This is a genomic window from Leptospira wolffii serovar Khorat str. Khorat-H2, assembly GCF_000306115.2.
Taxonomy (GTDB): Bacteria; Spirochaetota; Leptospiria; order Leptospirales; family Leptospiraceae; genus Leptospira_B; species Leptospira_B wolffii.
Genome location: NZ_AKWX02000007.1, coordinates 693,771 through 717,570 on the forward strand (window position 1 = coordinate 693,771; position 23,800 = coordinate 717,570).

Annotated in this window: 23 protein-coding genes and 2 tRNA genes; 19 read left to right on the forward strand and 6 right to left on the reverse strand. The window is 46.6% G+C overall.

Annotation, left to right across the window (positions count from 1 at the left end):
• Window positions 1–44: 44 nt before the first annotated feature.
• Window positions 45–1,034 carry a hypothetical protein gene (locus tag LEP1GSC061_RS07490; protein ID WP_040508256.1) on the forward strand — a complete coding sequence of 330 codons (990 nt, stop codon included), beginning with the start codon at window positions 45–47 and terminating at the stop codon, window positions 1,032–1,034.
• Window positions 1,031–2,056, forward strand: a complete 1,026-nt coding sequence (gene fliM, locus LEP1GSC061_RS07495) for a flagellar motor switch protein FliM (protein ID WP_016544795.1) — start codon at window positions 1,031–1,033, stop codon at window positions 2,054–2,056. Before LEP1GSC061_RS07490 ends, fliM begins: the two co-directional genes overlap by 4 nt.
• Window positions 2,057–2,125: 69 nt before the next feature.
• Here fliM and LEP1GSC061_RS21035 read toward each other — a convergent pair whose 3' ends face one another.
• Window positions 2,126–2,344, reverse strand: a complete 219-nt coding sequence (locus tag LEP1GSC061_RS21035; protein ID WP_084680474.1) for a ferredoxin — start codon at window positions 2,342–2,344, stop codon at window positions 2,126–2,128.
• A gap of 299 nt (window positions 2,345–2,643) precedes the next feature.
• Here LEP1GSC061_RS21035 and lsa33 point away from each other — a divergent pair, with 299 nt between their 5' ends.
• Window positions 2,644–3,573, forward strand: a complete 930-nt coding sequence (lsa33, locus tag LEP1GSC061_RS07505) for a surface adhesin Lsa33 (protein WP_016545041.1) — start codon at window positions 2,644–2,646, stop codon at window positions 3,571–3,573.
• 64 nt (window positions 3,574–3,637) lie between these two features.
• Here lsa33 and LEP1GSC061_RS07510 read toward each other — a convergent pair whose 3' ends face one another.
• Window positions 3,638–3,901 carry a SemiSWEET transporter gene (locus tag LEP1GSC061_RS07510; protein ID WP_016544262.1) on the reverse strand — a complete coding sequence of 88 codons (264 nt, stop codon included), beginning with the start codon at window positions 3,899–3,901 and terminating at the stop codon, window positions 3,638–3,640.
• A gap of 2 nt (window positions 3,902–3,903) precedes the next feature.
• Window positions 3,904–4,317, reverse strand: a complete 414-nt coding sequence (queF, locus tag LEP1GSC061_RS07515) for a preQ(1) synthase (protein WP_040508258.1) — start codon at window positions 4,315–4,317, stop codon at window positions 3,904–3,906.
• A 95-nt stretch (window positions 4,318–4,412) separates the two neighbouring features.
• On the opposite strand from queF, the gene guaA reads away from it, so the two are divergent.
• Complete coding sequence (gene guaA, locus LEP1GSC061_RS07520) at window positions 4,413–6,218, forward strand: glutamine-hydrolyzing GMP synthase (RefSeq protein ID WP_016544846.1); 1,806 nt, start codon at window positions 4,413–4,415, stop codon at window positions 6,216–6,218.
• A gap of 9 nt (window positions 6,219–6,227) precedes the next feature.
• Here guaA and LEP1GSC061_RS07525 read toward each other — a convergent pair whose 3' ends face one another.
• Window positions 6,228–6,662, reverse strand: a complete 435-nt coding sequence (locus LEP1GSC061_RS07525) for a DUF4505 family protein (protein WP_016544758.1) — start codon at window positions 6,660–6,662, stop codon at window positions 6,228–6,230.
• A gap of 59 nt (window positions 6,663–6,721) precedes the next feature.
• Between LEP1GSC061_RS07525 and LEP1GSC061_RS07530 the strand changes: the two genes are divergently transcribed.
• Window positions 6,722–6,792, forward strand: a tRNA-Cys gene (locus LEP1GSC061_RS07530).
• Window positions 6,793–6,807: 15 nt separating this feature from the next.
• A tRNA-Leu gene (locus tag LEP1GSC061_RS07535) sits at window positions 6,808–6,894 on the forward strand.
• A 10-nt stretch (window positions 6,895–6,904) separates the two neighbouring features.
• On the opposite strand, the gene LEP1GSC061_RS07540 is transcribed toward LEP1GSC061_RS07535, so the two are convergent.
• A complete protein-coding gene (locus LEP1GSC061_RS07540; protein ID WP_040508259.1) occupies window positions 6,905–8,869 on the reverse strand; it encodes an O-antigen ligase family protein in 1,965 nt (654 codons plus the stop codon).
• A 110-nt stretch (window positions 8,870–8,979) separates the two neighbouring features.
• Here LEP1GSC061_RS07540 and LEP1GSC061_RS07545 point away from each other — a divergent pair, with 110 nt between their 5' ends.
• From LEP1GSC061_RS07545 to LEP1GSC061_RS07585, 9 genes are all read left to right on the forward strand, one after another.
• Window positions 8,980–9,879 (forward strand): glycosyltransferase family 2 protein, encoded by a 900-nt coding sequence (locus LEP1GSC061_RS07545; protein WP_016545021.1) that lies wholly within the window; start codon window positions 8,980–8,982, stop codon window positions 9,877–9,879.
• Between the two features lie 2 nt (window positions 9,880–9,881).
• Window positions 9,882–10,664, forward strand: coding sequence for an LBBP_01157 family protein (locus tag LEP1GSC061_RS07550; RefSeq protein ID WP_016544973.1), 783 nt, complete (start codon window positions 9,882–9,884; stop codon window positions 10,662–10,664).
• A gap of 2 nt (window positions 10,665–10,666) precedes the next feature.
• On the forward strand, window positions 10,667–11,254 hold the full coding sequence (gmhA, locus tag LEP1GSC061_RS07555; RefSeq protein WP_016544319.1) for a D-sedoheptulose 7-phosphate isomerase: 588 nt from the start codon (window positions 10,667–10,669) through the stop codon (window positions 11,252–11,254).
• 30 nt (window positions 11,255–11,284) lie between these two features.
• Complete coding sequence (locus LEP1GSC061_RS07560; protein WP_232218380.1) at window positions 11,285–12,043, forward strand: ATP-binding cassette domain-containing protein; 759 nt, start codon at window positions 11,285–11,287, stop codon at window positions 12,041–12,043.
• 13 nt (window positions 12,044–12,056) lie between these two features.
• Complete coding sequence (locus LEP1GSC061_RS07565; RefSeq protein WP_016544540.1) at window positions 12,057–13,502, forward strand: FHA domain-containing protein; 1,446 nt, start codon at window positions 12,057–12,059, stop codon at window positions 13,500–13,502.
• Between the two features lie 164 nt (window positions 13,503–13,666).
• Window positions 13,667–15,064 carry a 3-isopropylmalate dehydratase large subunit gene (gene leuC, locus LEP1GSC061_RS07570; RefSeq protein WP_016544462.1) on the forward strand — a complete coding sequence of 466 codons (1,398 nt, stop codon included), beginning with the start codon at window positions 13,667–13,669 and terminating at the stop codon, window positions 15,062–15,064.
• A gap of 10 nt (window positions 15,065–15,074) precedes the next feature.
• Window positions 15,075–15,701 (forward strand): 3-isopropylmalate dehydratase small subunit, encoded by a 627-nt coding sequence (gene leuD, locus LEP1GSC061_RS07575; RefSeq protein ID WP_016544894.1) that lies wholly within the window; start codon window positions 15,075–15,077, stop codon window positions 15,699–15,701.
• Between the two features lie 40 nt (window positions 15,702–15,741).
• Entirely contained in the window at window positions 15,742–16,743 is a 1,002-nt protein-coding gene (locus tag LEP1GSC061_RS07580; protein WP_016544873.1) for a PLP-dependent cysteine synthase family protein, read from the forward strand.
• Between the two features lie 4 nt (window positions 16,744–16,747).
• Window positions 16,748–18,628 carry an AAA domain-containing protein gene (locus LEP1GSC061_RS07585; RefSeq protein WP_016544184.1) on the forward strand — a complete coding sequence of 627 codons (1,881 nt, stop codon included), beginning with the start codon at window positions 16,748–16,750 and terminating at the stop codon, window positions 18,626–18,628.
• 4 nt (window positions 18,629–18,632) lie between these two features.
• Here the strand turns inward: LEP1GSC061_RS07585 and LEP1GSC061_RS07590 are convergent, their stop codons facing one another.
• Entirely contained in the window at window positions 18,633–19,259 is a 627-nt protein-coding gene (locus LEP1GSC061_RS07590) for a DUF1109 family protein (RefSeq protein WP_016544261.1), read from the reverse strand.
• A 117-nt stretch (window positions 19,260–19,376) separates the two neighbouring features.
• On the opposite strand from LEP1GSC061_RS07590, the gene LEP1GSC061_RS07595 reads away from it, so the two are divergent.
• From LEP1GSC061_RS07595 to clpA, 4 genes are read left to right on the forward strand one after another with little or no spacing between them, the layout of a single operon-like run.
• Entirely contained in the window at window positions 19,377–19,970 is a 594-nt protein-coding gene (locus tag LEP1GSC061_RS07595; protein ID WP_016544641.1) for an RNA polymerase sigma factor, read from the forward strand.
• A 3-nt stretch (window positions 19,971–19,973) separates the two neighbouring features.
• Window positions 19,974–21,152, forward strand: a complete 1,179-nt coding sequence (locus LEP1GSC061_RS07600) for a GNAT family N-acetyltransferase (RefSeq protein ID WP_016544483.1) — start codon at window positions 19,974–19,976, stop codon at window positions 21,150–21,152.
• Window positions 21,149–21,475 (forward strand): ATP-dependent Clp protease adapter ClpS, encoded by a 327-nt coding sequence (gene clpS, locus LEP1GSC061_RS07605; RefSeq protein ID WP_016544773.1) that lies wholly within the window; start codon window positions 21,149–21,151, stop codon window positions 21,473–21,475. The genes LEP1GSC061_RS07600 and clpS overlap by 4 nt, the downstream gene beginning before the upstream one ends.
• A complete protein-coding gene (gene clpA, locus LEP1GSC061_RS07610) occupies window positions 21,472–23,712 on the forward strand; it encodes an ATP-dependent Clp protease ATP-binding subunit ClpA (RefSeq protein WP_016544683.1) in 2,241 nt (746 codons plus the stop codon). Before clpS ends, clpA begins: the two co-directional genes overlap by 4 nt.
• The last annotated feature ends 88 nt before the right edge of the window (window positions 23,713–23,800 follow it).

Here is a 23,800-nt window from a genome sequence, read left to right on the forward strand (position 1 = left end):
ATCGTTTCTCCGAGGATTCGTCCCGGAGAAAAAACGGGACTCGGATGAATCGGAAACTTATCATCTTCACATTATTAGCCTTAGCAATCACGACCCTGGACGCATTTCCTCGTAGGAATGCGAGAGGAGAGGTGTCCGAGAATTATATCCAGGCCCAGGGTATCGTAGATATCAAACTTCCCAAAATGCAATATAGAGAGAAGGAAGCCGTAACGGCAGTTCTCTCCGTGAAGAATACCGGAAACGAGACACTAAGAATTTTTCCTTACGGAAAGGATTTACGTTCCTTCCAAGTGATCGTTCGGGACGAAGACGGACGCACCGTTTCCAAATTGGAAACGGAAAAAAAGCCGGATCCGGTCCTTAGAAGAAGAAACAAGGTGGAGAATCTCGTAGGAGACGAGGTTAAAGAAATCATCTTACATAAGGACGAAACATTCTCCAAAGAAATCCGAATCGATCAATTGTACGAATTGGAAGCAGGAAGGAAATATTTCGTAACCGCCTATTTTTATCCCAATATTTCGGAGTATGGGGATCATTTTTTAAGATCCGAAAGCCATCCGTATTTCAGTGTAGAAGAGCGTAAGAAGGATTGGATACTTCCGGGAGTTCCATACCAGGATCCGGAGACGGACGGATTGGAGCCGGAAGAAGTCATCCATCTATTTTTAGGAGCGGAGAAGAAGGGGAACTGGAAACTACATTTCAAATGGATCCATTTTCCGGAATACATTCTCGCGTATGACCGTTATTCAAAGGATTGGCTCCAGGCCGAAGAGGCAGAGAAGGATTTCATCCTGGAAGAATTCAGGAATTATCTTACCGAAAACAGATCCGGTGTGCTACAATACTATAAGATTCTGTCGGTAGAGAAAGTGAATCGGAGCCTGTCCAAGGTGCGGGTCGCAGTGGAAAGAAAAGTAAATAAAGTTCCGGTTCGTTACGAATACGAATTCACTCTAAGAAGAGTTCCGGAGGAATCCGGGGTCTTTTGGAAAGTCGCTAATCTATTGGCAAAGGTGAGAAAATGACCGAGATTCTATCGCAAGACGAGATTGACGCGCTCTTAAACGCGATTTCCAGCGGAGAAGTCGCGGAGGACGAATATTCTTCCGTAGGAGAGCAGAAGAAAGTCAAGATCTACGACTTCAAGCGTCCGGATAAATTCTCCAAAGACCAGATCCGTACTCTGCAGATGATGCACGAGACATTTGCTCGATTGGCCACCACAGGCCTTTCCGCACAGTTGCGAGCCTTGGTTCATGTACACGTCGCCGCGGTGGACCAGTTGACCTACGAAGAATTCATTCGTTCTATTCCCAACCCGACTACACTCGCGGTCATCAATATGGACCCCTTAAGAGGTTCCGCGATTTTGGAAATCGATCCTTCCATCTCTTTTACCATCATCGATCGTCTGTTCGGAGGTAAGGGAGAAACCGCAAAGATTTCCCGAGAGCTCTCCGAGATAGAGATGAGCGTAATGGAAGGGATCATCGTGCGTATTCTCGGGAACATGAGGGAGGCCTGGTCTACCGTGATCGACCTTCGACCTCGTTTGGGTAACATCGAGACTAACCCTCAGTTCGCTCAGGTAGTTCCTCCGAACGACATGGTGGTTTTGATCAACTTGGAGACCAAGATCGGCGAAGTGGAAGGTTTGACCAACCTTTGTATTCCGTACATCACTATCGAGCCTATCATCAATAAGCTCTCCGCTCAATATTGGTATTCATCCATCCGCAAGGGAGAATTGGACGAGAACCGTGCTATTATCCAAGAACGACTGGATCAGGTACAGATTCCCGTGATTGCGGAAGTCGGCTCCGTGGATATCTCCATTATGGACTTCATGAATTTGACAGTGGGCGATGTGGTCAAATTGGAGAACACTACTACCCGTTCCGATATGCTAGTGAAAGTGGGAGAGAGGAAAAAATTCAAATGTCTCCCGGGTAGGGTGGGAAACCGTTTGGCTATCCAGATCGGAGACAGAGTGGAAGACATTCCAGACGAACTACTGGGATCCACACGTTCCGAACAAGAATACTGATCTTTATATAAAAAAAGCGGGACGAGCCCGCTTTTTATCACCCAGAATTTTTATTTATAGGACGAGGGTTTATTTTTTCCAATGAATGCACTCGCCTGGGCATTCATCCATTTCCTTTTGAACGGTCTTCCAATCCGATTCGGGAATTTCGGCTTGGTTGATGGACTCTCCTCCGATATGAGTTTCGGAAGTGTCATTTTCGTCCATTTGGAAGTATTTTGGTAGGTTGTCTGCACACTGATTGCAAGAAGTACAGTTGTCCTTGTCTACATAGGCTATTTTGGTCATTCTGTTTCTCCTCGTGAAGTCGTCTGAATGCCGACTAAAAGCGGTTCTAGGGCTACAATTTCCAGACAGGGCAGAAGCGCAAACTATTTTCTATAGATTACTCTCTTCTAGTATCTTAGACGTTCTAATCTTTCTATTTCGTCGTTCGTTTTCTAAGAGAGGGGGATGCTTGGAACGCATCGGAGTGGGGTTAGGGCGAGAGGGCAATAATTCCGGAACCGTGAGGAAAAATGTGGACGGAAATTTATTTCATCGGTATTCTTCCTGAAACCATTTTCTCAAGGGAGAATCAGAACTAAATGAAGCGTATTACTATTGCCTGTTTTCTGGCCCTCGCCCTGGCTTTCGTAGCATGTAAGAAGGCGAAGGAAGACCTCCAAGGAGGAGTCATCACCTTTTCCAAAGGAATCGTTAAGATATACGATAAGGACGGAAAGGAGAAAGAACTCAAGCAGGACACATTCCTTCTTCCAGAATATAAAATCGAAACCGGGAAGGATTCTTATGCAGATATCCAATTGGCTGAGGGAGTTCTTATTCGTGTAAAAGAGAATACGAGCCTCATTCTCAAAAAGGTATTCGTAGATTCCGCAAACGGGACCATCTTCACGGATTTGGGTCTGAACAAAGGAAAGATCTTCTCTAAAGTCGGATCCAAGCTGGATAAAACCAGCCAATTCAACGTGACCACTCCTACCGTGGTGGCGTCCGTAAGAGGTACCGAATTCATCGTAGAGGAAACCGGAAAGGGAACCAGCACTCGAGTGGGAGACGGTTCCGTAGAAGTCACCGATTTGGATAATCCTGAAAAGCAGGCTACTGCTGAGTCCGGAGAAGAAATCAGTGCCGACGGTAAGGATCTAAAAGAAGACAAACTTAGCGAGGACGAGGTCAAGGAATTGCAAGACGATTCCGCAACGATCCAGTCCATCACCGAAGAACAAAGAGCAAGAATCCAAGAAATCCTGAAGGATTTCCAAGAGAACAAGGCTCTCATTCTCCAAGGTCTGGAAGATCAGAAGGCTAGAAACCGAGAGCTGATCGAAGGCGCTAAGGATGAAAACAGAAGACTCTTAGAAGAAGCGAAGAGCTCAGGACAGGCCGAAAAAGAAGCCATCAAGAAAGCCGCTCAGGAAGATAAAGAAAAAGTAAAATCTTCCATAGACGACGCTAAGAAAGAGTTGGAAAACCAAAGAAAATCCTTAAAAGACCAAGCGGCTCCGAAATAATCGAGTCCTGAATCTTTTAGATGGAAAGGCCGTCCTCCAAGGACGGCTTTTTTGTTTAGTGGGATTATTCTTCGTCTTTGGATTTTAATTTGAACCAAAGAATGGTGACCGTGAAAATCAGGGTGACCCCATTTGCCAGAACGATAGGAAAATCCTTTTTTAGAATTCCGTAACAGAGCCAGAACGCGACTCCCACGGAAAGCACCACATACATATTGCGGGAAATGTCTCTGGTTTTCTTTTCCAGAACCACTTTTATGACTTGCGGGACAAAGGAGATGGTAGTCAGAGTGCAGGCGATATAGCCTATCCAGGTAATCGGATCCACGCTCAGATTTTTCCGAATTCGCGGGTCACGATCGTCTTGATTCCGCCTCTAAGATTATAATCCCCTTTGACTCTGACGTATTTGGGATCCACCGCTCGAACTAGATCTTCCAGGATATGGTTCACAACGTTTTCATGAAAGATCCCCAGATTTCTATAAGCGAGAATGTATTCTTTCAGAGATTTTAGTTCCACGCATTTAGCTTTGGGGATGTAGCTAATTTCGATGACTCCGAAATCTGGGAGCCCGGTCTTAGGACAAACCGCGGTGAACTCAGGGATGGTAAAATCGATTGTATAATCCTTCCCTTCGTAGACATTGGCGAAAGATTCTATCTCAGGAAGTTTCAAACTGGGGATATGGTCCTGTCTCCCTTCATAGGCTGAAATCTCGGTCGGCTCTTGTCGGTGGCTCATTTCTCCCTCTCTTTTAAGAACCAGAGTTTTCCGGACCTTATCTCTGGGAATCCTTTTACTACAAGGTCCATAGATCATACTAGGACTCGTACTGAATGGAGCACCAGAAAGTAATCGGAATCGTAGACTTCGGCGGCCAGTACGCCCACTTAATCGCCTCCCGCATCCGCAGGTTAGGGGCCTATTCCGAAATACTGAGCGACGACGAGCCTCTAGAAACATATTCCAAATTGAGCGGACTCATTCTCTCCGGAGGCCCCGAAAGCGTATACGAGCCGGATTCTCCTTCCATCTCCGAAAAAATCTTCGAGTTAGGGATCCCGATTTTAGGGATTTGTTACGGCCACCAACTCATGATGAAGTTGCTCGGAGGAGAAGTAAAAAAAGCGGGAGTCGCTGAATATGGCCGCGCCTCCTTGGATTCCATAGATAAGAATGGGACAAGACTCTTAGAAGGATTCTCCGGTGGAGAAGTGGTATGGATGAGCCACGGAGACGAGGTGACTCGATTGCCTGACGGATTCTCCCAGACGTCTTCCAGCCAGGATTGCAGGTATGCGGTCGTGGAAAACAAGGAGAAACGTTGGTATGGGATCCAATTCCATCCGGAAGTCACTCATACGGAAAAAGGCAGTATATTATTAAAAAATTTCGTTCGGATCTCCGGAGCAGAAGGCACCTGGGACCTGAAGCAATACCTCAAGTTAAAAGAAGAAGAATTAAGAGCCAGCGTTCCTTCGGACAAGAAAGTGTTCCTACTCGTTTCCGGAGGAGTGGATTCCACCGTTTGCTATCTTTTACTTTCCCAGGCCTTGGGAAAGGAAAGAGTAAAAGGAGTACTTATCGACACAGGATTCATGAGAAAGAACGAGGTTTCCGATCTCCAAAAGAATCTGGCTCCTCACGGAATCCACCTGCATGTGCATGACGCTTCCGAATTATTCTATACGAATCTAAAAGGAAAAACGGATCCCGAAGAGAAGAGAAAGATCGTCGGAAATCTATTCTTGCAAGCTCAAGCGGATTGCGCAAAAGAACTGGGTTTGAACTCGGAAGAATGGTTACTCGGTCAAGGCACCATCTATCCCGATACGATAGAAAGCGGGGGGACCAAACATTCTCATACGATCAAGACTCACCATAACCGGGTGGAAGCCATCCAAAAATTAATGGAAGAAGGAAAGATCGTGGAACCGATCAAGGATCTCTATAAGGACGAGGTGCGAGAACTGGGAAATTTCCTAGGCCTTTCCAAAGAATGGACCCAAAGACATCCTTTCCCCGGGCCGGGCCTAGTGGTTCGAATGATCGCGCAAAAACAAGACAGCACCGAATCCGTGCAAAAAGAATTGGACGCGGCTCTAAATTCTTCCGGATTAAAAGGTAAACTTTTACCGGTTGCTTCGGTAGGCGTTAAGGGAGACCAAAGATCCTATGCAAATTGTGCCGTGATTTCCGGCACAAAAGATTGGGACCGGTTAGATAAGATTTCCACCGTAGTTACGAACCAAATCGCTTCGATCAATCGAGTGGTTTTACTCTTGGGATCCGAAAAACTAGAAGATCTGAATTTTCATTTCCAAGCGATCGAACTAAACAAGAAAGATAGCGATCTTCTGAGAGAAGTGGATTCCGTCGTGGAAAAGATTCTCCGAAAAAGGGATCTGTACGATCGGATCTGGCAAATGCCTGTGGTACTCCTTCCTATTTCCTCCAAAGAGGGAGAGAAAAGTGTGGTGCTTCGTCCCGTAGATTCCCAAGAAGCGATGACGGCTAGTTTCTTTCGATTGGAACAAAGCGTGTTGGACGAGCTCGTGGCCGAGGTTCAAAAAGTCCCCGGAATCAGATACGTATTCTACGATCTTACGAATAAGCCTCCGGGAACCATCGAGTGGGAATAGATTTCCCACTTAGATCTTAGAAATCGAATACTCCCGGTTTTCCCAGATTAGAATCCAGGAATCCGGTTCTCTTTCCTTCCATTCCCAATCGGGGTGCAAGAGTAGACTTTGGGAAATTCTTCCCCAAATGGAATCCGAGAAGGGGTGGAGTAGATTTCCGTTTGCATCGAATCGCAGGTCTTCCGGATGAAATTCCAAATAGAGGTCCGGTCCGTACTGTAGTTTTCCGTTTTCAAACTTTCTGAACACGATCGGATAATGCTCCGTCTCCACGAAATTCATTTCCTTCCCGCAGGGAGAAAGGTATCTGCAATTCGGATACTTTCCGGTATCGTTTTCCCGCAAACGACTCAAGAAGAATGCTAGAAAATCCCGGTCGGTCAGTTCCGAACCCTCGTGAAAGATCCTGCCTCCCGAATCGATCGTGTAGAAATACGTCCTCAAAGTCTTGCCTCTACTTTTCTATTGACACCGGGTCCCGGACCAAAATCATACCTTATAACGGCGTCGTAGCCAAGTGGTAAGGCATGGCTCTGCAAAAGCTTGACCCCCGGTTCGAATCCGGGCGACGCCTTTCCCAAGTTCTCCCGCCTGGATGGTGGAATCGGTAGACACCCAGGACTTAAAATCCTGTGAGTTCACGCTCGTGCGGGTTCAAGTCCCGCTCCAGGTACCAACTTAGGTCTCTATTCTTTTTTAAAGTCGCAGAGATCTCCGAAATCCAAAGCCGGTAATTCCACCGGCTCGTTCTCACGAAAGTCCGAGAATCGAATCTTAAAACTCCTGAAAAAAACGATCTCCGGAAAGACGGTTTGTTTGGCCAAGGAAACCGTTTCCTCCCAAACGAACGGATTCCATCCGATAGAAAGAGGAATTTCCTTACTCTCTATATCGTATTTTCTGTGGGACCAATAGAGTTTGTCTTCGTCGAAAGATTCTTCCGAAAAAACGGTAACCGACATCTTACGGGGAGAATTCTTGGCATCGGGAGCTAGATATACTCCGAAAGAATACGGTTCCTTTCTTAGAAATGTAGGATTCGGATATCTATGTGTGAGGCATCCCTCTACTGAAAATTCTGCGGAAGCCTCTTCGGGAGAGACGGATAAAGACTCCCTGGTTCTTGTTTGCCTTTCCTTTTCCGAAGAACGAAAGGGTAGGATTCTCGCTTCTAAGGCGGAAGCTAATTTTGGGGAGGAAGCGAATACCTGACGAGAATAGGCAAGCTCAGGCGGTATCCATAGTCTCCATATCCAAAAGCTGGCGTTTAGAAAAAAAGTTATAGCTAAGAATAGAATCGCAAACTTGGACTCTTCTTTTCTTTCTTTCTCTCTTCCCCAAAGAACTCCTGCTAAGGCAAAAAAAGGCAAGGCTACTTCATCGTCTAGTAGGTAGCATTGGAAGAATCCTGCCACCCAGACGAATCCGAGTCCTAGTAAAGGAAAGGAGTCGCTTTTCCATTCCATGGTTCCTAATTTTCGGAAGAGTAGAAAGAAGAATCCCATCCATAAGATAGCCGAGAGCCATCCACCTACGATCGCGAATTGCAATAGATCGTTATGAGCGTGCTTATTGGGAGTGATAAATAATTCGTACCAAAGTTGCTCGTGCTTTTGGACCAACGGAATTTCTTCTTCGCCGGTGACTTCCTTGAATCTTCCACCTCCGACGCCTAGGACGGGATTCCTTTCCAATAAGGGAAGGCTGAGTTTATAGATCCAATATCTTTGGTTTTCCGGAGTTTGGATCGAAGTCAGTTGGGAGAAGGTTCTCTGCAAGAGCCAATTCTTCTGGAATAAAAAATACATACTTCCCGTTGCGGTTAAGAGAAGAGCGAGTAGGATTGCGATTCTGGAAGCGGAAAGTCGAGGAAGAATATTTCGAAACCGGTCCCGATTCGAAAGGAAAAAGAATCCGATTACGGAAATCACACCCAACCAGGCGGATTTACTTTGGTTCAAAAAGAAAACCCAGGAAGCTAGAAGAACCAAGCCGCCTAGTATAAGGCTTTCCTTCCATTTTCTTTCTTTGGCGGATAAAAGAAGTAAAAGAAAAAGTCCCGGCAAGTATAGGGAAAGTAATCCGCCATACGTCAAGTGGGTATTCATGAGCCCGATCGGCAGATAGGTAGCGATTCCGAAAAGAGGTCCTGCTGGATGCTGCCTTCTATCTCCGGGTGCGGGAGCGAATCCGTTGGAGATGAATTTTCCCAATCTGTATTCGCTGAATACGGAAGCGATTCCGGAAACCAAAACCAGGCAAAAAGAAATCCACAAGAAACGATTGATGAGTTTGCGATTCTCTCCCCGAGAAGAATGTACTGCCGCGATCGGAAAAATCAGGGCCAGCCAAAAATCTCCCGCTTCGGACTGCCTCGTAAATGTCTTCCAGAACCGATGGTATTCTTCCCAATGATAAATAGATGAAACAAAAACCAAAAAGTAGGCGCCTAAGATCAGGGCCCAGGGGAGGAGGTAAGGCCGGATTTCCGATAAGCATTTTCTTCCGGAAAAAAAGAATGCGAAAATCGTAAGACCCGCTAATACTTGAGACGCCGAAACGGATAAAGGAAAGGCGAGAAAAAAGAACAGAAAGGAATAGAATGAGACCTTGGCCGCCAAGGAGTTGAGCTGTTCTAACTTAGGATTCACTCTGCCTCCAAACTCCTTTTTTCCCCCCAGATTGCCAGAAAAAACCGCTGACAAGGAAGGAAAAGCTCCTATTCTGGGAATCTCTTCCGCTTTCGCGGCGAAAAACGCATATGACAGAAACGGCACATTCTAAGGAAGCTTCTCCCGTTAAGAAAAAAAAGAAAACCAAGGGAATCTCTCGCACAAGCGATACGATCAAGGAACGCTTCTCTAAGAAATTATCCGTAGCCATTATCACTTACAACGAAGAAAAGAATATCCGGGATTGCATTCTTTCTTGCAGAGATCTGGCGGACGAGATAGTGATCCTAGACTCGGACAGTACGGACAAAACCAGAGAAATCAGCATTTCTTATCCCGAGGTGAGATTTAGCTCCCAAAAATTCAAGGGCCATGTGGAGCAAAAAAACGATGCGATCTCTCTCTGCAAAAACGAGTGGGTACTTTCTCTGGACGCGGACGAAAGACTCAGCGAGGAACTGAAGGAATCCGTCCGGAAGTTTTTAGAGTCGTCAGAAGACTCGGAGTTGAACGGACTCAAAGTATCTCGCCTCACTTTTCATATGGGTAGGTTCATCCGTTTTTCCGGTTGGTATCCTCAAACTAAATTTCGAATCTTTCGTAAAAATAAAGCCAAATGGATCGGAGAAAATCCCCACGATTACCTATCCGTAGAAGGCCAGGGGAAAAAAATTCCCGGAGATATACTACATTATAGCTTCCAGGATCTGTCCCAACAGGTAGATACGATCAATAAATTCTCCTCCATTGTCGCATTCACACGCTGGAAAAAGAAAAAGCGCTTTTCGCTTTTGCGGACCTTGGTAAAACCCTTCGTTAAATTTATAGAGATTTATCTCTTTAAATTCGGATTCTTGGACGGTTTTCCAGGATTCGTGATCGCTATCTCTTCCGCATACTCCACATTCTTAAAAGAAGCTAAGGTATTCGAGCTCGGTCGTAATATCATCGAGCGGCCTTCCAATCTCAGGGAAGATTACGGAAAATAGAAATGGCAAAGAAGAAGGGAAAGAAGGAATCTTTCTGGAGCAGGATCGCTTTCTGGAAAAAGAAGAAACAAGCTTCTTTCGAACCGGAAAAAGAAGCGGTTCGTGAGAGCAGAGGTTATACCTGGGAGCTAAAGGATCTTCGGGAAAAGATAGATCGCTTCTTTCTCACGAGAAAGAAAACCTCGGGGACCGTTTTCGAATCTCCCGCTTTAAAGCTGACCAAGAATAATCGTCATCTTTTTCGATTGGAAGGAAAAGAAAAATCGGGAAGAGAATATTCCCTCGTCATAGCGACAGGGAATTATCTTACGGAGCAAAACGGCAAGGTTACCGGAGTCGTTTTTCTGGGAGAAGCTGAATTGAACCGACTTCTTTCCGGAGATCATAAGAATCTGAAGTCCATTCTTTCCGGAATACCGGCGCCGAACTGGGAGGAAGAGTCCTGGTCCGTACTCCAGGAAGAGCCTGAACTCAAACGTTCCGCCGATTCCTGGAAAGAGATATTACAATGGGAAGCCATTTGGAAACAGCAGGTGATGATTCTTCTCCGACCCAGCACGATCGGAATCTTACTCGTGTTTTTGGGAAAGGAATTCGAGGACTTTTTTCAGGAGAATACTTCGGAAAGAGTGAAGCAAATGGTGTCCAAGGAATTGTATTTTCTAAACGTAAGCGGGAATCGAAATTCTCCTCATACGGAAAATCTTTCCTTATACGAATTCGACTCAGCGAAAAAGGAATTTGAGACCGTTCTCTCCAAAATTCGGTCCAAAATAGGGAAGTAAAAATGGATTTAAAAGAGATCGCTGCCAAGCAAATTCAAGATTCCATCGATACCAAAAAATTGGTATTGGAGACTCTCGTGCCGGAAATCGTGCAAGCGGGGAAAATCGCTTCGGAAGTATTAGAAAAAGGACATACGATTCTTTTTTGCGGAAACGGAGGCTCTTCCTGCGACGCTTCCCATATCGCCGCGGAACTCGTGGTTCGTTATAAATCCGGTAACGAGAGACGTGCACTCCCTGCGATTTCTCTTTCCGCAGATTCCGCAGTCCTCACAGCCTGCTCCAACGATTACGGATACGAGGATGTATTTTCCCGCCAAGTGGCGGCATTCGGACGGAAAGGGGATCTTTTAATAGGGTTATCAACGAGTGGAAATTCTAAAAACGTTCTCTCGGCCTTGGAAGAAGCCAAGAAAATTGGAATGAAGACTATCTCGTTCTTAGGGGGAGACGGCGGAAAAATGAAGGGACTCGCCGATCTAGATATCATCGTTCCCAGAAAGGAGACTGCGAGAATCCAGGAATCCCATATTCTCATCGGTCATATTCTTTGCTCCATTATCGAGCAGGAACTTTTCCAATTGGCCTAAATCTTGGCGCTTACGGATTCTTCTCTTCTATTGAAAATCAAGTCCTTATCCGTTCGTGCGGCGGAAAAGTTAGTATTACAGGATTTCGATTTCGAAATCCGAAAAGGAGAAATCCATTCTCTCGTGGGGGAATCGGGCAGCGGTAAGTCCACGTTAGCCAGATTGATTTTAGGCCTTCTACAGGAAGGCCTGGAAAGCTCCTGGTCGGAGTTCGAGATTTTCGGGTTCGAGATCCCTCCGGGAGATTTCGGTGTCTGGAAAAATTGGAGAGGAAATAGGATCAGTTATATTCCCCAAACTTCCTCTTTAGGCCTCCATCCTTTTCTGAGTATAGGTTCGCAAATGAGAGAATACTTTTCCCTGATTCGTCCCGAACTTTCGGCGAGAAAGGAAGGAATACGATTATTGGAAGAGGCGGGGCTTGCGAATCCGAAGGCCGCCTGGGATTCTCGTCCCCATCAATTATCCGGTGGAGAAAGACAACGCGTCTTGATACTGCTTTCGTTGTATTCTGGGGCGGAGTTGATTCTTGCAGATGAGCCGACTTCCGCCTTGGATCCTAGCACAGGTGGCGCAATCCTGGAACTTCTGGAAAAACGGGTCCGAGACTTGGGCTCCACTCTCTTATTTATCAGTCATGATCTAGGTTCCGCTAAGTCACTGGCCGATACTATAACAGTGATGAGATCCGGACAAAAAGTGGAGACTTTAAAGAAAGAAGAAGGGACCTGGTCTCCTCATTCGGAATACTCTAGAAAACTGTTTACTCTGGAAGAGAATCTTGCTTAAATTGCGGATCCATATGCTAAGCCGGGTGAATATCCGAATTGCAGCGGTTCTATTCTTCGTATTTCCGCTGTTTACCGAGGCCCAAAATCTAGTTTTGGAAGAATACGACGTATCTTCCTTCCCTAAGGTGGAATTAAAGCTTAGAACGAACCGAGGATCCGCTCTGGATCGGGAAATTCTTAGGCTCTCGGAATGGAAAGGCCAAAGAACCAGAAGAATCGGAAACGCAGACCTGCATCGGCCTGAAGGAACGAGGCCGATTCATATTTATCTTTTGGTGCAGATGACGGACTCTCTCACCCAGAACATGCAAGGCACCGAAATTCTCAAAAGCATCGTAGAGGCTTCGGATCCGGAAGACCGATTTAGTTTCGTATTTTGGACGGACGACGTATTTATTCCTAAACTGGATTTAGGTAAAACGGAAAGCCTAAAGCAGGCGAATATTCCCGGAGGGAGTTCGAATAAGAATACTCCCGCTAATTTGGATTTCTTATTCCAGAAGATTTCCTCCCAGATTTCCGAAACCGATTATGTTCTGCTCTTATTTTACGATCGGGATATGATTCCTTCTCCGGATGCTCAAAATGGCGAATACCTACGTCGTATTCCTCTGAACGTTCTGGCCTTTCCTTCCGTAGGTTCCAAATTCCTGGCCAAGAAATACTCAGGACAATTTCATTCCTTAGCGAGTTCCGATCTCCGTAGCCAGGTCTTGGCCGATTTGGAATATTTTAGAAAGAAGCCCTGGTCCTTGACATATGATTCTCCTTTTCAGGAAGAATGGCAATGGGAAGGAAACGGCTCCGTTCAAGTGGAGTTGGAATCTCAAACATCTGGTAGAATTAGACTCGAATATGAAATTCCCTGGGGAACAAGGCTTAGGATTTTTCTTTTGCATCCGTCCATTTTTCTTCCTACGGTGAGCTTGCTTGTGATTCTCACCTTGGCCGGATTCCTAATCGTACTTAGAAAGGGGAACGGAAAGAAGCAAGAGGGTAGCGTTTCCCCAGAGGAACGACTTCATGCGATAGAAGACGAGCAGGACGCTTATCGGAAGATGTACGGAAACCAATACCAATTGGTTTATTCGGACGAAGACCGCATAGAGACGGAAAGATCTGCACCTATTGCCTTGAAAGAATTCGAAGAAGGAGAGGCCTACGAAAAAGCCACTCTGGTCCTAAAGGAGGGAAGAAATCCCGGAAAACAATATTCTCTTCAAAGAAGTGAAACCACGATCGGAAATTCGGATCTTTGCGATCTGGTATTGTACGAGCAAGCGGTGAGTAAAAGCCATGCAAGGATCCGCAAGGTGCGTAATCGGTACGTTCTATACGATCTGGTATCCGATGCGGGAACTTTCCTGAACGGTAAGAAGGTATTGCGCCCTAGAGTTCTATACGACTTCGACGAGATAGGAATCGGGAAGGCTCTCTTGGTTTTCCGAGGAAAGTAGGAACTCCTTCCCGCCTTTCTTTCCGGAACCTTCTTTACGAAAAAACCCATTTTTTTAACGTGGAAGTAGATACTCCCTCGCTATAGGAAATCTTCCTACTTCCTCGCGATTCGGCATGGGAGTCTAATCAATATCTTTTACTACCCCCTGGGGGAGAGCAAATCATGAAGACTATGTTCGAAAAAATCTGGGAAGACCATCTGGTCGGCGAGCTGGACGGAGGTTCTTACCTTCTGTATATCGATCGCCACTTAATCCATGAGGTGACGAGTCCCCAGGCATTCGAAGGGCTTCGTATGTCGCATAGAAAAGTTCGCCGTCCAGAGGCGACGTTTGCGACCATGGACCATAACGTTTCGACCAGACTTCGAAATCTGGACTCTGCGGATCCGGTTTCCGCCAACCAAATGCGCACTCTCATGAAGAATTGCGAAGAGAACGGCATTACTCTTTACGATCTGAATCACCCCGACCAAGGAATCATCCATGTTATCGCTCCCGAGATGGGACTCACTCATCCGGGGATGACAATCGTTTGCGGAGACTCCCACACTTCCACTCACGGCGCCTTCGGAGCGCTAGCTTTCGGGATCGGAACTTCCGAAGTGGAGCACGTACTCGCCACCCAAACACTGACTCAGAGAAGAGCCAAGACCATGGAGATCCGTGTAGACGGACAACTTTCTCCTCATGTGACCGCTAAGGATATCGTTCTTGCGATTATAGGTAAGATAGGAACCGGAGGAGCGACCGGTTATGTGATCGAATACCGAGGATCCGCTATCTCCAGTTTGAGTATGGAAGCGAGAATGACCATTTGCAATATGTCTATCGAGGCAGGTGCGCGAGCCGGACTCATCGCTCCCGACCAGATCACTTTCGATTATATCAAAGGTAAGGACTTCGCTCCTAAAGGAGCGGAATGGGACCTGGCCCTGCAGAAATGGAAACGTTATGTTACCGACGAAGGTGCGAAATTCGATACAACCATCGTTTTGAAAGCGGAAGATATCGCTCCTCAAGTGACCTGGGGAACTTCTCCCGGCCAAGTCGTGCCTGTAACCGGAATCGTTCCCGATCCTAAAGACGCGCAAGACCCGGTTGAAAAAGTGAGTATCGAAAACGCTCTCAAATATATGGATCTGAAGCCCGGGCAGAAAATGGAAGATGTCACTCTGAACAAAGTCTTTATCGGTTCTTGCACGAACTCCAGGATTGAAGACCTGAGAGTAGCCGCAAGCACGGTAAAAGGAAAGAAAGTCTCTCCGAAAGTACAGGCGATCGTAGTTCCCGGGTCGGGAAGAGTCAAACGCCAAGCAGAATCGGAAGGTCTGGACAAAATCTTTGTGGAAGCCGGATTCGAATGGAGGCAACCCGGATGCTCCATGTGCCTAGCTATGAATGACGATGTTCTGGAGCCGGGAGATCGCTGCGCCTCCACTTCCAATCGTAACTTCGAGGGAAGGCAAGGAAAGGGCGGACGTACCCACTTAGTCGGTCCCGCAATGGCTGCTGCGGCAGCAATCGAAGGTAAATTCGTAGACATTCGTAACTGGAAATAAGGAGAATAGGATGAAAGCTTTTACACAACACGACGGACTCGCGGTTATCATCGATCGTCCGAATATAGACACGGACCAAATCATCCCTAAACAATTTCTCCGGAAAATCGAGCGCACCGGTTTCGGAGTGCATTTATTCCACGACTGGAGATATCTAGACGACGCAGGCACCCAGCCGAATCCTGAGTTCACTCTCAACCTGGAGAGATATAAGGGTGCATCGATTCTAGTCACCCGGGACAATTTCGGATGCGGATCTTCCAGAGAACACGCCCCTTGGGCGCTGGAAGACTACGGCTTTCGGGCTATTATTGCTCCTTCTTACGCGGATATTTTTTATAATAACTGCTTTAAGAACGGTATGCTACCCATCGTTTTGACTTCTTCGGAAGTGGACGAACTTTTTCAAGCGATCGAAGCCGCTCCAGGATCCAGGATCAAAATCGATTTGGACAAGCAAAATGTGATCGGGCCTACGGGGAAAGTCTATCAGTTCGAGGTGGATTCTTTTCGCAAATATTGTTTGTATAACGGTCTGGACGATATAGGTTTAACTTTACAACACGAAGCCAAAATCAAAACATACGAAGATCAAAACCGGAAGGACGTTCCTTGGTTGTACGCAACCAGGAAATAAACTCCATCCGGCGAAACTCCGGCAATAGAAGAAGAGAAGTATGTTCGACGAAATTTCCCGATCCATAGACGAATTCGGAAATAGCCTTATCGGCGCCCTTAATAACGTCCAAAACGCGTTCGGGCGGGAACTTAGCGTCGCCAAGCCCATCAAGGAAAACGTATTGCAAATGATCGGCAATACGCCTCTTATCCGATTGAACCAGATCGGTTCCCATATCCCGAATGTGGAGATCTATCTCAAAGCGGAATTCTGTAATCCTACCGGAAGCGTAAAGGATCGTACTGCGCTTTCTATGGTTCTTTCCGCCGAAAGAAGGGGAGAATTGAAGCAGGGTGGAACCATCTTCCAAGCGGGATACAATACTACTGCGATTTCCTTGGCCTGGATCTCCACTCTAAAGCAATATAAATTCAAAGTCTTTCTCGCACCCGATACGGACCAAGAAAAGATCAAAGAGCTGAAGGCGTACGGTGCCTCTGTGGAAGTCGTGCAACTCGCCAAAGGCAACTGGGACGATTCACTATTAGAAACCGCTAAGGCAGCCAAGGAAAAAGAGAAGGGCAGCGTCATCTTAAACGAATACAAGGATATGGCCAATACTAACGCCCATTTCCTTTTCACAGGGCCTGAAATCTGGAGAGACCTAGGCGGCAACGTGGACGCATTCGTAGCGGGAGGAGGTTCCGGCGGAACCTTATCCGGAGTGGGAAGATTCCTAAAAGGAAAGAAACCCTCTTTACGAGTCATCATGGGAGTGAGCAAGAATTCCCGTTTCATACGTAAAATGGTGCAAGGAGATGCGAATCTCCGACTTCCCGAATCTTTCGATCCCAAAGTCACGGACCAGTATATAGGTGTCGACAGAGAAGAAGCCTTACGTTACCAATCCGAACTCTACCAGAGAGAAGGGATCTTTGCCGGATTGACTACCGGTACCACTCTCGCTTCCGCCATCCATTATGCGGAGAGCCTTCCCACAAGGGAGGAGCAAAAATCTCCATCCTACAAGATCGTAGTACTTTCTCCAGATCGACTCTAATTCGATGGAATCTCATTACGAGTTCTTAAGGGAATCTCTCCAGAAGGAAAGAAACGCCGAACTCGAAAGATACAAGGCTGAGATTTCCTCTTCCGATCTGCAAACCAGAGTTCGTACCGGGCTCACCATTTTTCCTTTGGTGTTCGAAGACGCGGAACTTGGCCCGGACGGAAATTGGAAGGTCCTGCTCAAACCCACTAAGCCGGGAAATACACCGGAGCTTTTTAGAACCGGGACGCCCGTTCGAATTCTAAAAGATACCGAGGACTATTCCAGCGTTCTCTTGAAGGCAAGCGACGACTCCTATCTGGTCAGCATGGAGGAAGTTCCTGAGTGGGTGGAAGAAGGAAAGCTCGCGTTGGAAATTTTGCCGGACGAGACCAGTTATAGAGAATGGGATAAGGGGTTGGAGAAAATTCTATCCGCCCCGAAAGGAACCCGTGCAAAATTCTTTGCGGACCTTTTCTCCGGAAAGATATCCCTTAGTTCTCCGCATTTTAAAGAAGAGGAGGGGATTTCTTCCGAGTTCAACGAATCCCAAAGACGGGCGATCTCCGCCGTTCTAGAAACGGAAGATTTCGTGTTGGTCCATGGACCGCCGGGGACCGGAAAGACAAAAACTCTCGTAGAGGCGATTCGACTCCTTGTGGAAAGGGAGAAGAAAGTTTTAGCATCCGCACCTACGAACGCCGCTTCCGATTTACTCGTGGAGTCCTTGTCCAAGATCGGGGTTCCCGTTTTAAGAATCGGCCATCCGGCTAGGATTCACCCGGCGGTGCTGGAGAATTCCTTGGAGTTAAAACTTATCGCTCATCCGGACGCTAAACTGCTGGAAAGGGACAAAAAGGAAGTCCAGGAACTCCTAAAGAAGGCTCGTAAATACAAACGCAATTTCGGGAGAGAAGAAGCGGAAGAGAGAAGACGTCTCTATAAGGAAGCGGACCAATTACGAAAAGGAATCAAGGAAAGGCAAAGGGCCTTGGTTCGGTATTTACTCGATTCTCATCCTGTAATCGTTTGCACTCATACCGGAGCTTCTTCTCATCTTTTGGAGAATCGCTCCTTCGATTATGCGATTTTGGACGAGGGAAGTCAAGCGATAGAGCCTGCCTCCTGGTTACCTATTTTAAAGGCGGAGAAAGTAGTAATCGCAGGAGACCCGTTCCAATTGCCTCCTACGGTTCTTTCCGAGGATCCCTTACTTAAGATTTCCTTAATGGAACGACTTCTTTCCGCATTTCCGGAAAAAGACAGGGTTTTCCTATTGGATACGCAGTATAGAATGACCGATCCAATCCAGGAATTTCCGAACCGTACATTCTACGAGGGGCAACTAAAGTCCGGACTCCGGGAATCGGAAAGAAACTTCGTCGTTCCCGAGATCTCCTCTCTATTCGGTTCTAGTTTGGTCTTTTTGGACAGTTCGGGTACGGATACCGCCGAAGAAACGTTCGAGGGGAGCCTCGGAAATCCTTGGGAAGCGGATTTCGTTTTCGGAATTCTAAAAAGAATTTTGGATTCGGGAATCTCTCCGGAAAGGATCGCTATCCTCACTCCCTATCGTTACCAAAGATATCTCATTAAGAATAGAATCGAAGAATTGTCCGCCGACCGAAAAAACTCGATCGAAGTGGAGACAGTGGATTCCTTTCAGGGAAGGGAGATGGAGATCGTACTCTTCAGTTTGGTTCGCTCGAATCCGGAAGGACAGGTGGGATTTCTCTCCGAAAGGAGACGCTGGAATGTGGGAATGACTCGCGCCAAACGACTCTTAGTGATGGTAGGAGATGGATCCACGGTGGGGCAGGACGAATTCTTCCGGGATTTGATCGGAACCGTGGAAGAAAAGGGAGAGTCCAAAACCGCTTGGGAATTTTTGGACTAGATCTTCACCAACTGAATTTTTTTCTAACGGGGATCCAGAGAAGCAAAATCCAACCCAGACTCGCTAATACATGGGAAAGAAAAATATGAGGAGCGGATTGCACCGGGCAAATAAATTTCAGTGCGAGATTCGAGCCGGCGAATAACAGGCTCAGGAAAAGAAAGGCGGAGAGCCCGGGACGAGCGCTTGCCATTCTACCTAGTAAAATCCAACTCAAACCTCCGAATAGAATCGTACAAGATACAAGCACCAATGGGCAGAAGCCGATATGCACATGCTCGATCTGGAATTCGTTCACAAAACCTACCGTATGGAATCCGATCCAAACGAATACGGAAGCACCTGCACCCCAAAACAACCAGGTCGAGCCTTCTTCCGGATAAGCGGATTTGGTTAATAGAATGGCTGTAAGAAGTCCCCAAGCAAGGATAAGTGTCGGTTCCGGCCACCAACCGGGGAATACGGATTGATGCCTGGCTAAGGAAACCGCGTAGCCCAGGATAATCCCGGAAACCAAAAGACCGGTCCAAGAAAGGAATAAAACCTTAGAATTCAAATGTCCTTTTGCCGAAATGTCTCGGCTTAGGGTCTGAATTAATTCCCGGGTCTTTTCCCGTTTAGGGTCTAACATTCATCCTCCGTTAGGATTTTATGCTTGGAAGTAAGAAAGATTGGACATCCTTTAAAAATCCAGTCGAATTGCTTTCTTTGATCCCTAGATTCTTCGAAAGAAACGGAAATTAGTTACATGGTCGATAAGCGAAAAATCTGGGAGACCCTTTCGGAGAGTATGCGCAAGGCCCAAGAAGGGGATTCGAGGGAATACGAACGATTACTCTCCCAATGCAGGGAAATTCTAAGCCATTATCTAAGTTCCAAGGTTCGCAACGAATCCGATCGAGAGGATCTGATCCAGGATATATTGATCGGAATGCATAAGGCAAAAGCGACCTATCGACCGAATCGACCCTTTGCTCCTTGGTTCTTTTCCATCGCCAGATATAAGACGATCGACTATATTCGCAGGGCCGGAATCCGGGACAGGACTGTTTCCTTGGAAATCCAGGATATTCCCGTGCCGGAGTCTAACTCCAAACGACCTGAGGACGAATGGGAGATCGCACAAGGATTGGAGTCCTGGCTTTCCGTATTGGAACCCAGGCAAAGGCAGATCCTTACCATGGCCAAGCTGGACGGTTTTAGCGTTCGAGAAATTTCCCAAAAGACCGGTCTCTCCGAATCCAACGTAAAAGTGATCGTGCATCGTTCTTTGGAAAAAATGAAACGCTTTTTTTCCGAGTCAGAGAGAACGGGTAGAGAGTCAAAACTGTCCAAGAAATAGCAGATGCCCGGCTCCCTGAAGATTCGTAAGATACATTCCCTCCAAACGATTTCACCCGCCGAATGGAACCGATTAGGAGATCCGAATAATCCTTTTACCGATTTCGAATTTTTCCATTCTTTGGAAAAGTCTCTGTGTATCGGAGGAAGAACTTCCTGGCAACCCGGGTATTGGATTGCGGAGGACGATTTAGGATTGCATTCCTGCATTCCCTTATTCCACAAATTCGATTCTTACGGAGAGTATGTCTTCGATCACGCGTGGGCTCATTTCTTCTCGCAGAATGGACTCTCATATTATCCCAAGGGGCTAGTTGCTTATCCGTTTACTCCGGTCAACGGTAAGAAGATTTTAAGAAGAGAGAATGTATCTTTGGACCAAGCCTTGGACGCTCTTCTTCCTTCTCTTTTGGAGGATTCCGAAAGAAGAAATCTTTCCAGTCTGCATTTTCTATTCTTGGAAGAAGATGAGGCTAACGCTCTCGGTAAAAGAGGATTCTCCACTCGGATTACTCACCAATTCCATTGGAAAAACAGGGGCTATTCGGGTTTCGAGGATTTTTTAAACGATTTTCGTTCCAAGAAAAGAATCCAGATTAAAAAGGAGAGGGAGGTTCTCGGTAAGGAAGGAATTCGAGTACTGATAAAAGAAGGAAAAGAGATCACGGAATCCGATATGAATCGGATTTACGGATTCTATACCGATACCTATTCCCGTAAATGGGGTTCTCCGTATTTAAATCGAAAGTTTTTCCAATTGGCTCGGGAAAAATTCACTGACAGGATCGTTCTATTCTTAGCGGAAAAGGAAGGGGAAACTTTAGGAGGAACATTTAATTTAAGAAAAGGGAATAAATTATACGGTAGATATTGGGGTTCGGCGGGACATTATCCTTATCTACATTTTGAATGTTGCTATTATTCTCCCATAGAATATTCCATCCGAAACGGATTGGACGTCTTCGAAGCGGGCGCCCAAGGAGAGCAGAAATTTTTGAGAGGTTTTCCTGCAGTTCCTACATACAGTTCCCATTTCATTTTCCACCCAGGAGCCAGAAATGCGATTGAACGTTTTTTAGAAAGCGAAAGAATGCAAATGAAGGAAATGATCCGAGAAACGAATTTATCGTCTCCACTAAAAACCGAATACGGAGCCGGAAGGGAGGGGAGCGAACTCTTATGAGCGAATTAAGGACGGAAGAAGAAACCCTTACCCGAGAAAAAATAAAACTGAAAAGACCCGCCAAATACCGGGTCGTCATACTAAACGACGATTACACTCCCATGGAATTCGTGGTTTGGATTTTGAGGGTGGTTTTTTACCGCACTCAGGTGGAAAGCGAGCAGATCATGTTAAAGGCGCATACAACCGGAAAGGCTCTCTGCGGAGTCTATTCTCATGACGTGGCTCGCACTAAAGTAAACGAAACACATATGTTGGCCGAAGAACACGGACATCCTCTGCATTGCCAGATGGAGATAGAAGACGGAGAGGAGGAATCATGACCCTGTCGGAAGAGCTGGAAAAAACGTTAAATCAAGCCAGAACGGAGGCCCTCCGTAGAAGGAATGAATACATCACCCTGGAGCATATTCTTCTCGCGTTAACCTACGATTCCGTCGGGCAGGAAGTTCTTCTTGCATGCGGAGCGGATCTGGAGCAATTACGGACGGAGCTCCGGGAATATCTAGATACCGAAATGGAATCGGTCGCAGAGAGTTTCGGAGAGATTGAGCCGGAATATACGATCGGTGCCCAAAGAGTTTTACAGCTCGCCGCTTTCCATGTCCAGTCGACTCAAAAAAAGACCTTGGATGGAGGATATGTACTCGCTTCCATCTTTAGAGAGGATCAGTCTCACGCCGTATTTTTCTTAGGACGCCAAGATATCACCCGTTTCGATGTGGTTCGATATATTTCCCATGGGATCAAGAAAGACGGGCAGAAAGTAGGAGAGGGAGCCGGAGGCTCCGAGGACGCTTCTAAAAAATTATCCGGAGATCCTTTGGCCGATTTCTGCGTGGATCTGACTGAAAAGGCTCGAAAAGGTAAATTGGATCCTTTGGTAGGTAGAGCGGAAGAAATCGAAAGAACGATCCATATTCTCGCAAGAAGAAGAAAGAATAATCCTATCTTTGTGGGAGATGCCGGGGTCGGTAAGACAGCCATCGTAGAAGGCTTGGCACTGGGAATCGTCTCCGGAAAAGTACCCGACGTATTAAAGAATACGAAACTATTTTCCCTGGATATGGGACTACTTCTTGCAGGAACGAAATTCAGAGGAGAATTCGAGGAAAGACTCAAGAACGTGGTCCAGGCGATTACCGCGGATCCGAATAACGTTCTATTTGTGGACGAGATCCATACCATCATCGGAGCCGGAGCCGTTTCCGGAGGATCCTTGGACGCTTCCAATCTTTTGAAGCCCGCTCTTTCCAACGGAGAGCTTCGTTGTATAGGAACGACTACTTATAAGGAATACAAGGCGATCTTCGAGAAGGACCATGCATTATCCCGCCGTTTCCAAAAACTGGAAGTCAACGAGCCTTCCGTAGAGGACACGATCCTGATCCTGAAAGGCCTTTTACCGAAATACGAAGAATTTCACGGAGTCAAATATTCTTCCCAAGCGGTGGAAGAAGCGGCTCGTCTATCGGAAAGATACATTTTGGATAGAAAGCTTCCGGATAAGGCGATCGATCTTTTGGACGAGGCAGGAGCCAAAGTGAAGTTACGCTCTCATGCTAAATCGAAAACGGTAAGTGTGAAGGAGATCGAGGAACTGGTTTCCAAGATCTCCAAGATTCCTCCTAGAACCGTCAAGGCCGATGATAGGGAAAAACTGAAGGTTTTGGACGAGGAACTCAAACGCAAGATCTACGGTCAAGACAAGGCGGTCACGGAACTCGTGCAGGCGATTCGTCTTTCCCGCAGCGGGCTGTCCGAACCGGGTAAACCAGTCGGCTCTTTCTTATTTGCCGGACCCACAGGAGTCGGAAAGACGGAGCTTTCCAAACAATTGGCCGCTATCTTAGGAGTGGAATTCATCCGCTTCGATATGAGCGAATATATGGAGAAGCATACAGTCTCCCGTTTGATCGGTTCTCCTCCCGGCTATGTGGGCTTCGAGCAGGGAGGACAACTTACAGATGCGATCGTGAGGACTCCTCATTGCGTTCTTCTTTTGGATGAGATAGAGAAGGCTCACGAAGATATTTATAATATTCTACTGCAAATCATGGACCATGCGACTCTTACGGACAATAATGGTAGGAAAGCGGATTTCAAACAGGTCATTCTGATCATGACGACGAATACCGGTGCGAGAGAGAGGGCGAGTAATCCTTTAGGCTTCGATAATGCCGCCATGCAAGACCGTGGAATGAAGGCCATTGAGAGACAATTCTCCCCTGAATTTCGAAATAGACTCACTTCCGTGATCGAATTCGCAAGTCTGGACGAGGGAATCGTATCCAAAGTGGTTCACAAGCAGTTGGAGCTATTGGAAATCAGATTAAAGGAAAAATCGGTGGTCTTAAAATACGGAGAAGAGGTCCTTCTATGGATCGCCCGCAAATCCTACGATCCTTTGTTCGGGGCAAGACCGGTGCAGAGATGGATCGATTCCAATATTTCCAAAAAACTTTCCGAAGAGATTCTCTTCGGGGCTCTCAAAAACGGGGGGAACGTGGGGTTGGAAATCAGAGAGGAAGAGTTGCATTTGGAATTCGTAGAAAAATAATTTGGATAAAATGTATAGGGCTTCCCCTTCTCGTTTGAACGGGGAAGTCTCAAGCTAAGCGGAAACCGAAGCGTTCTATAAAAAAAAA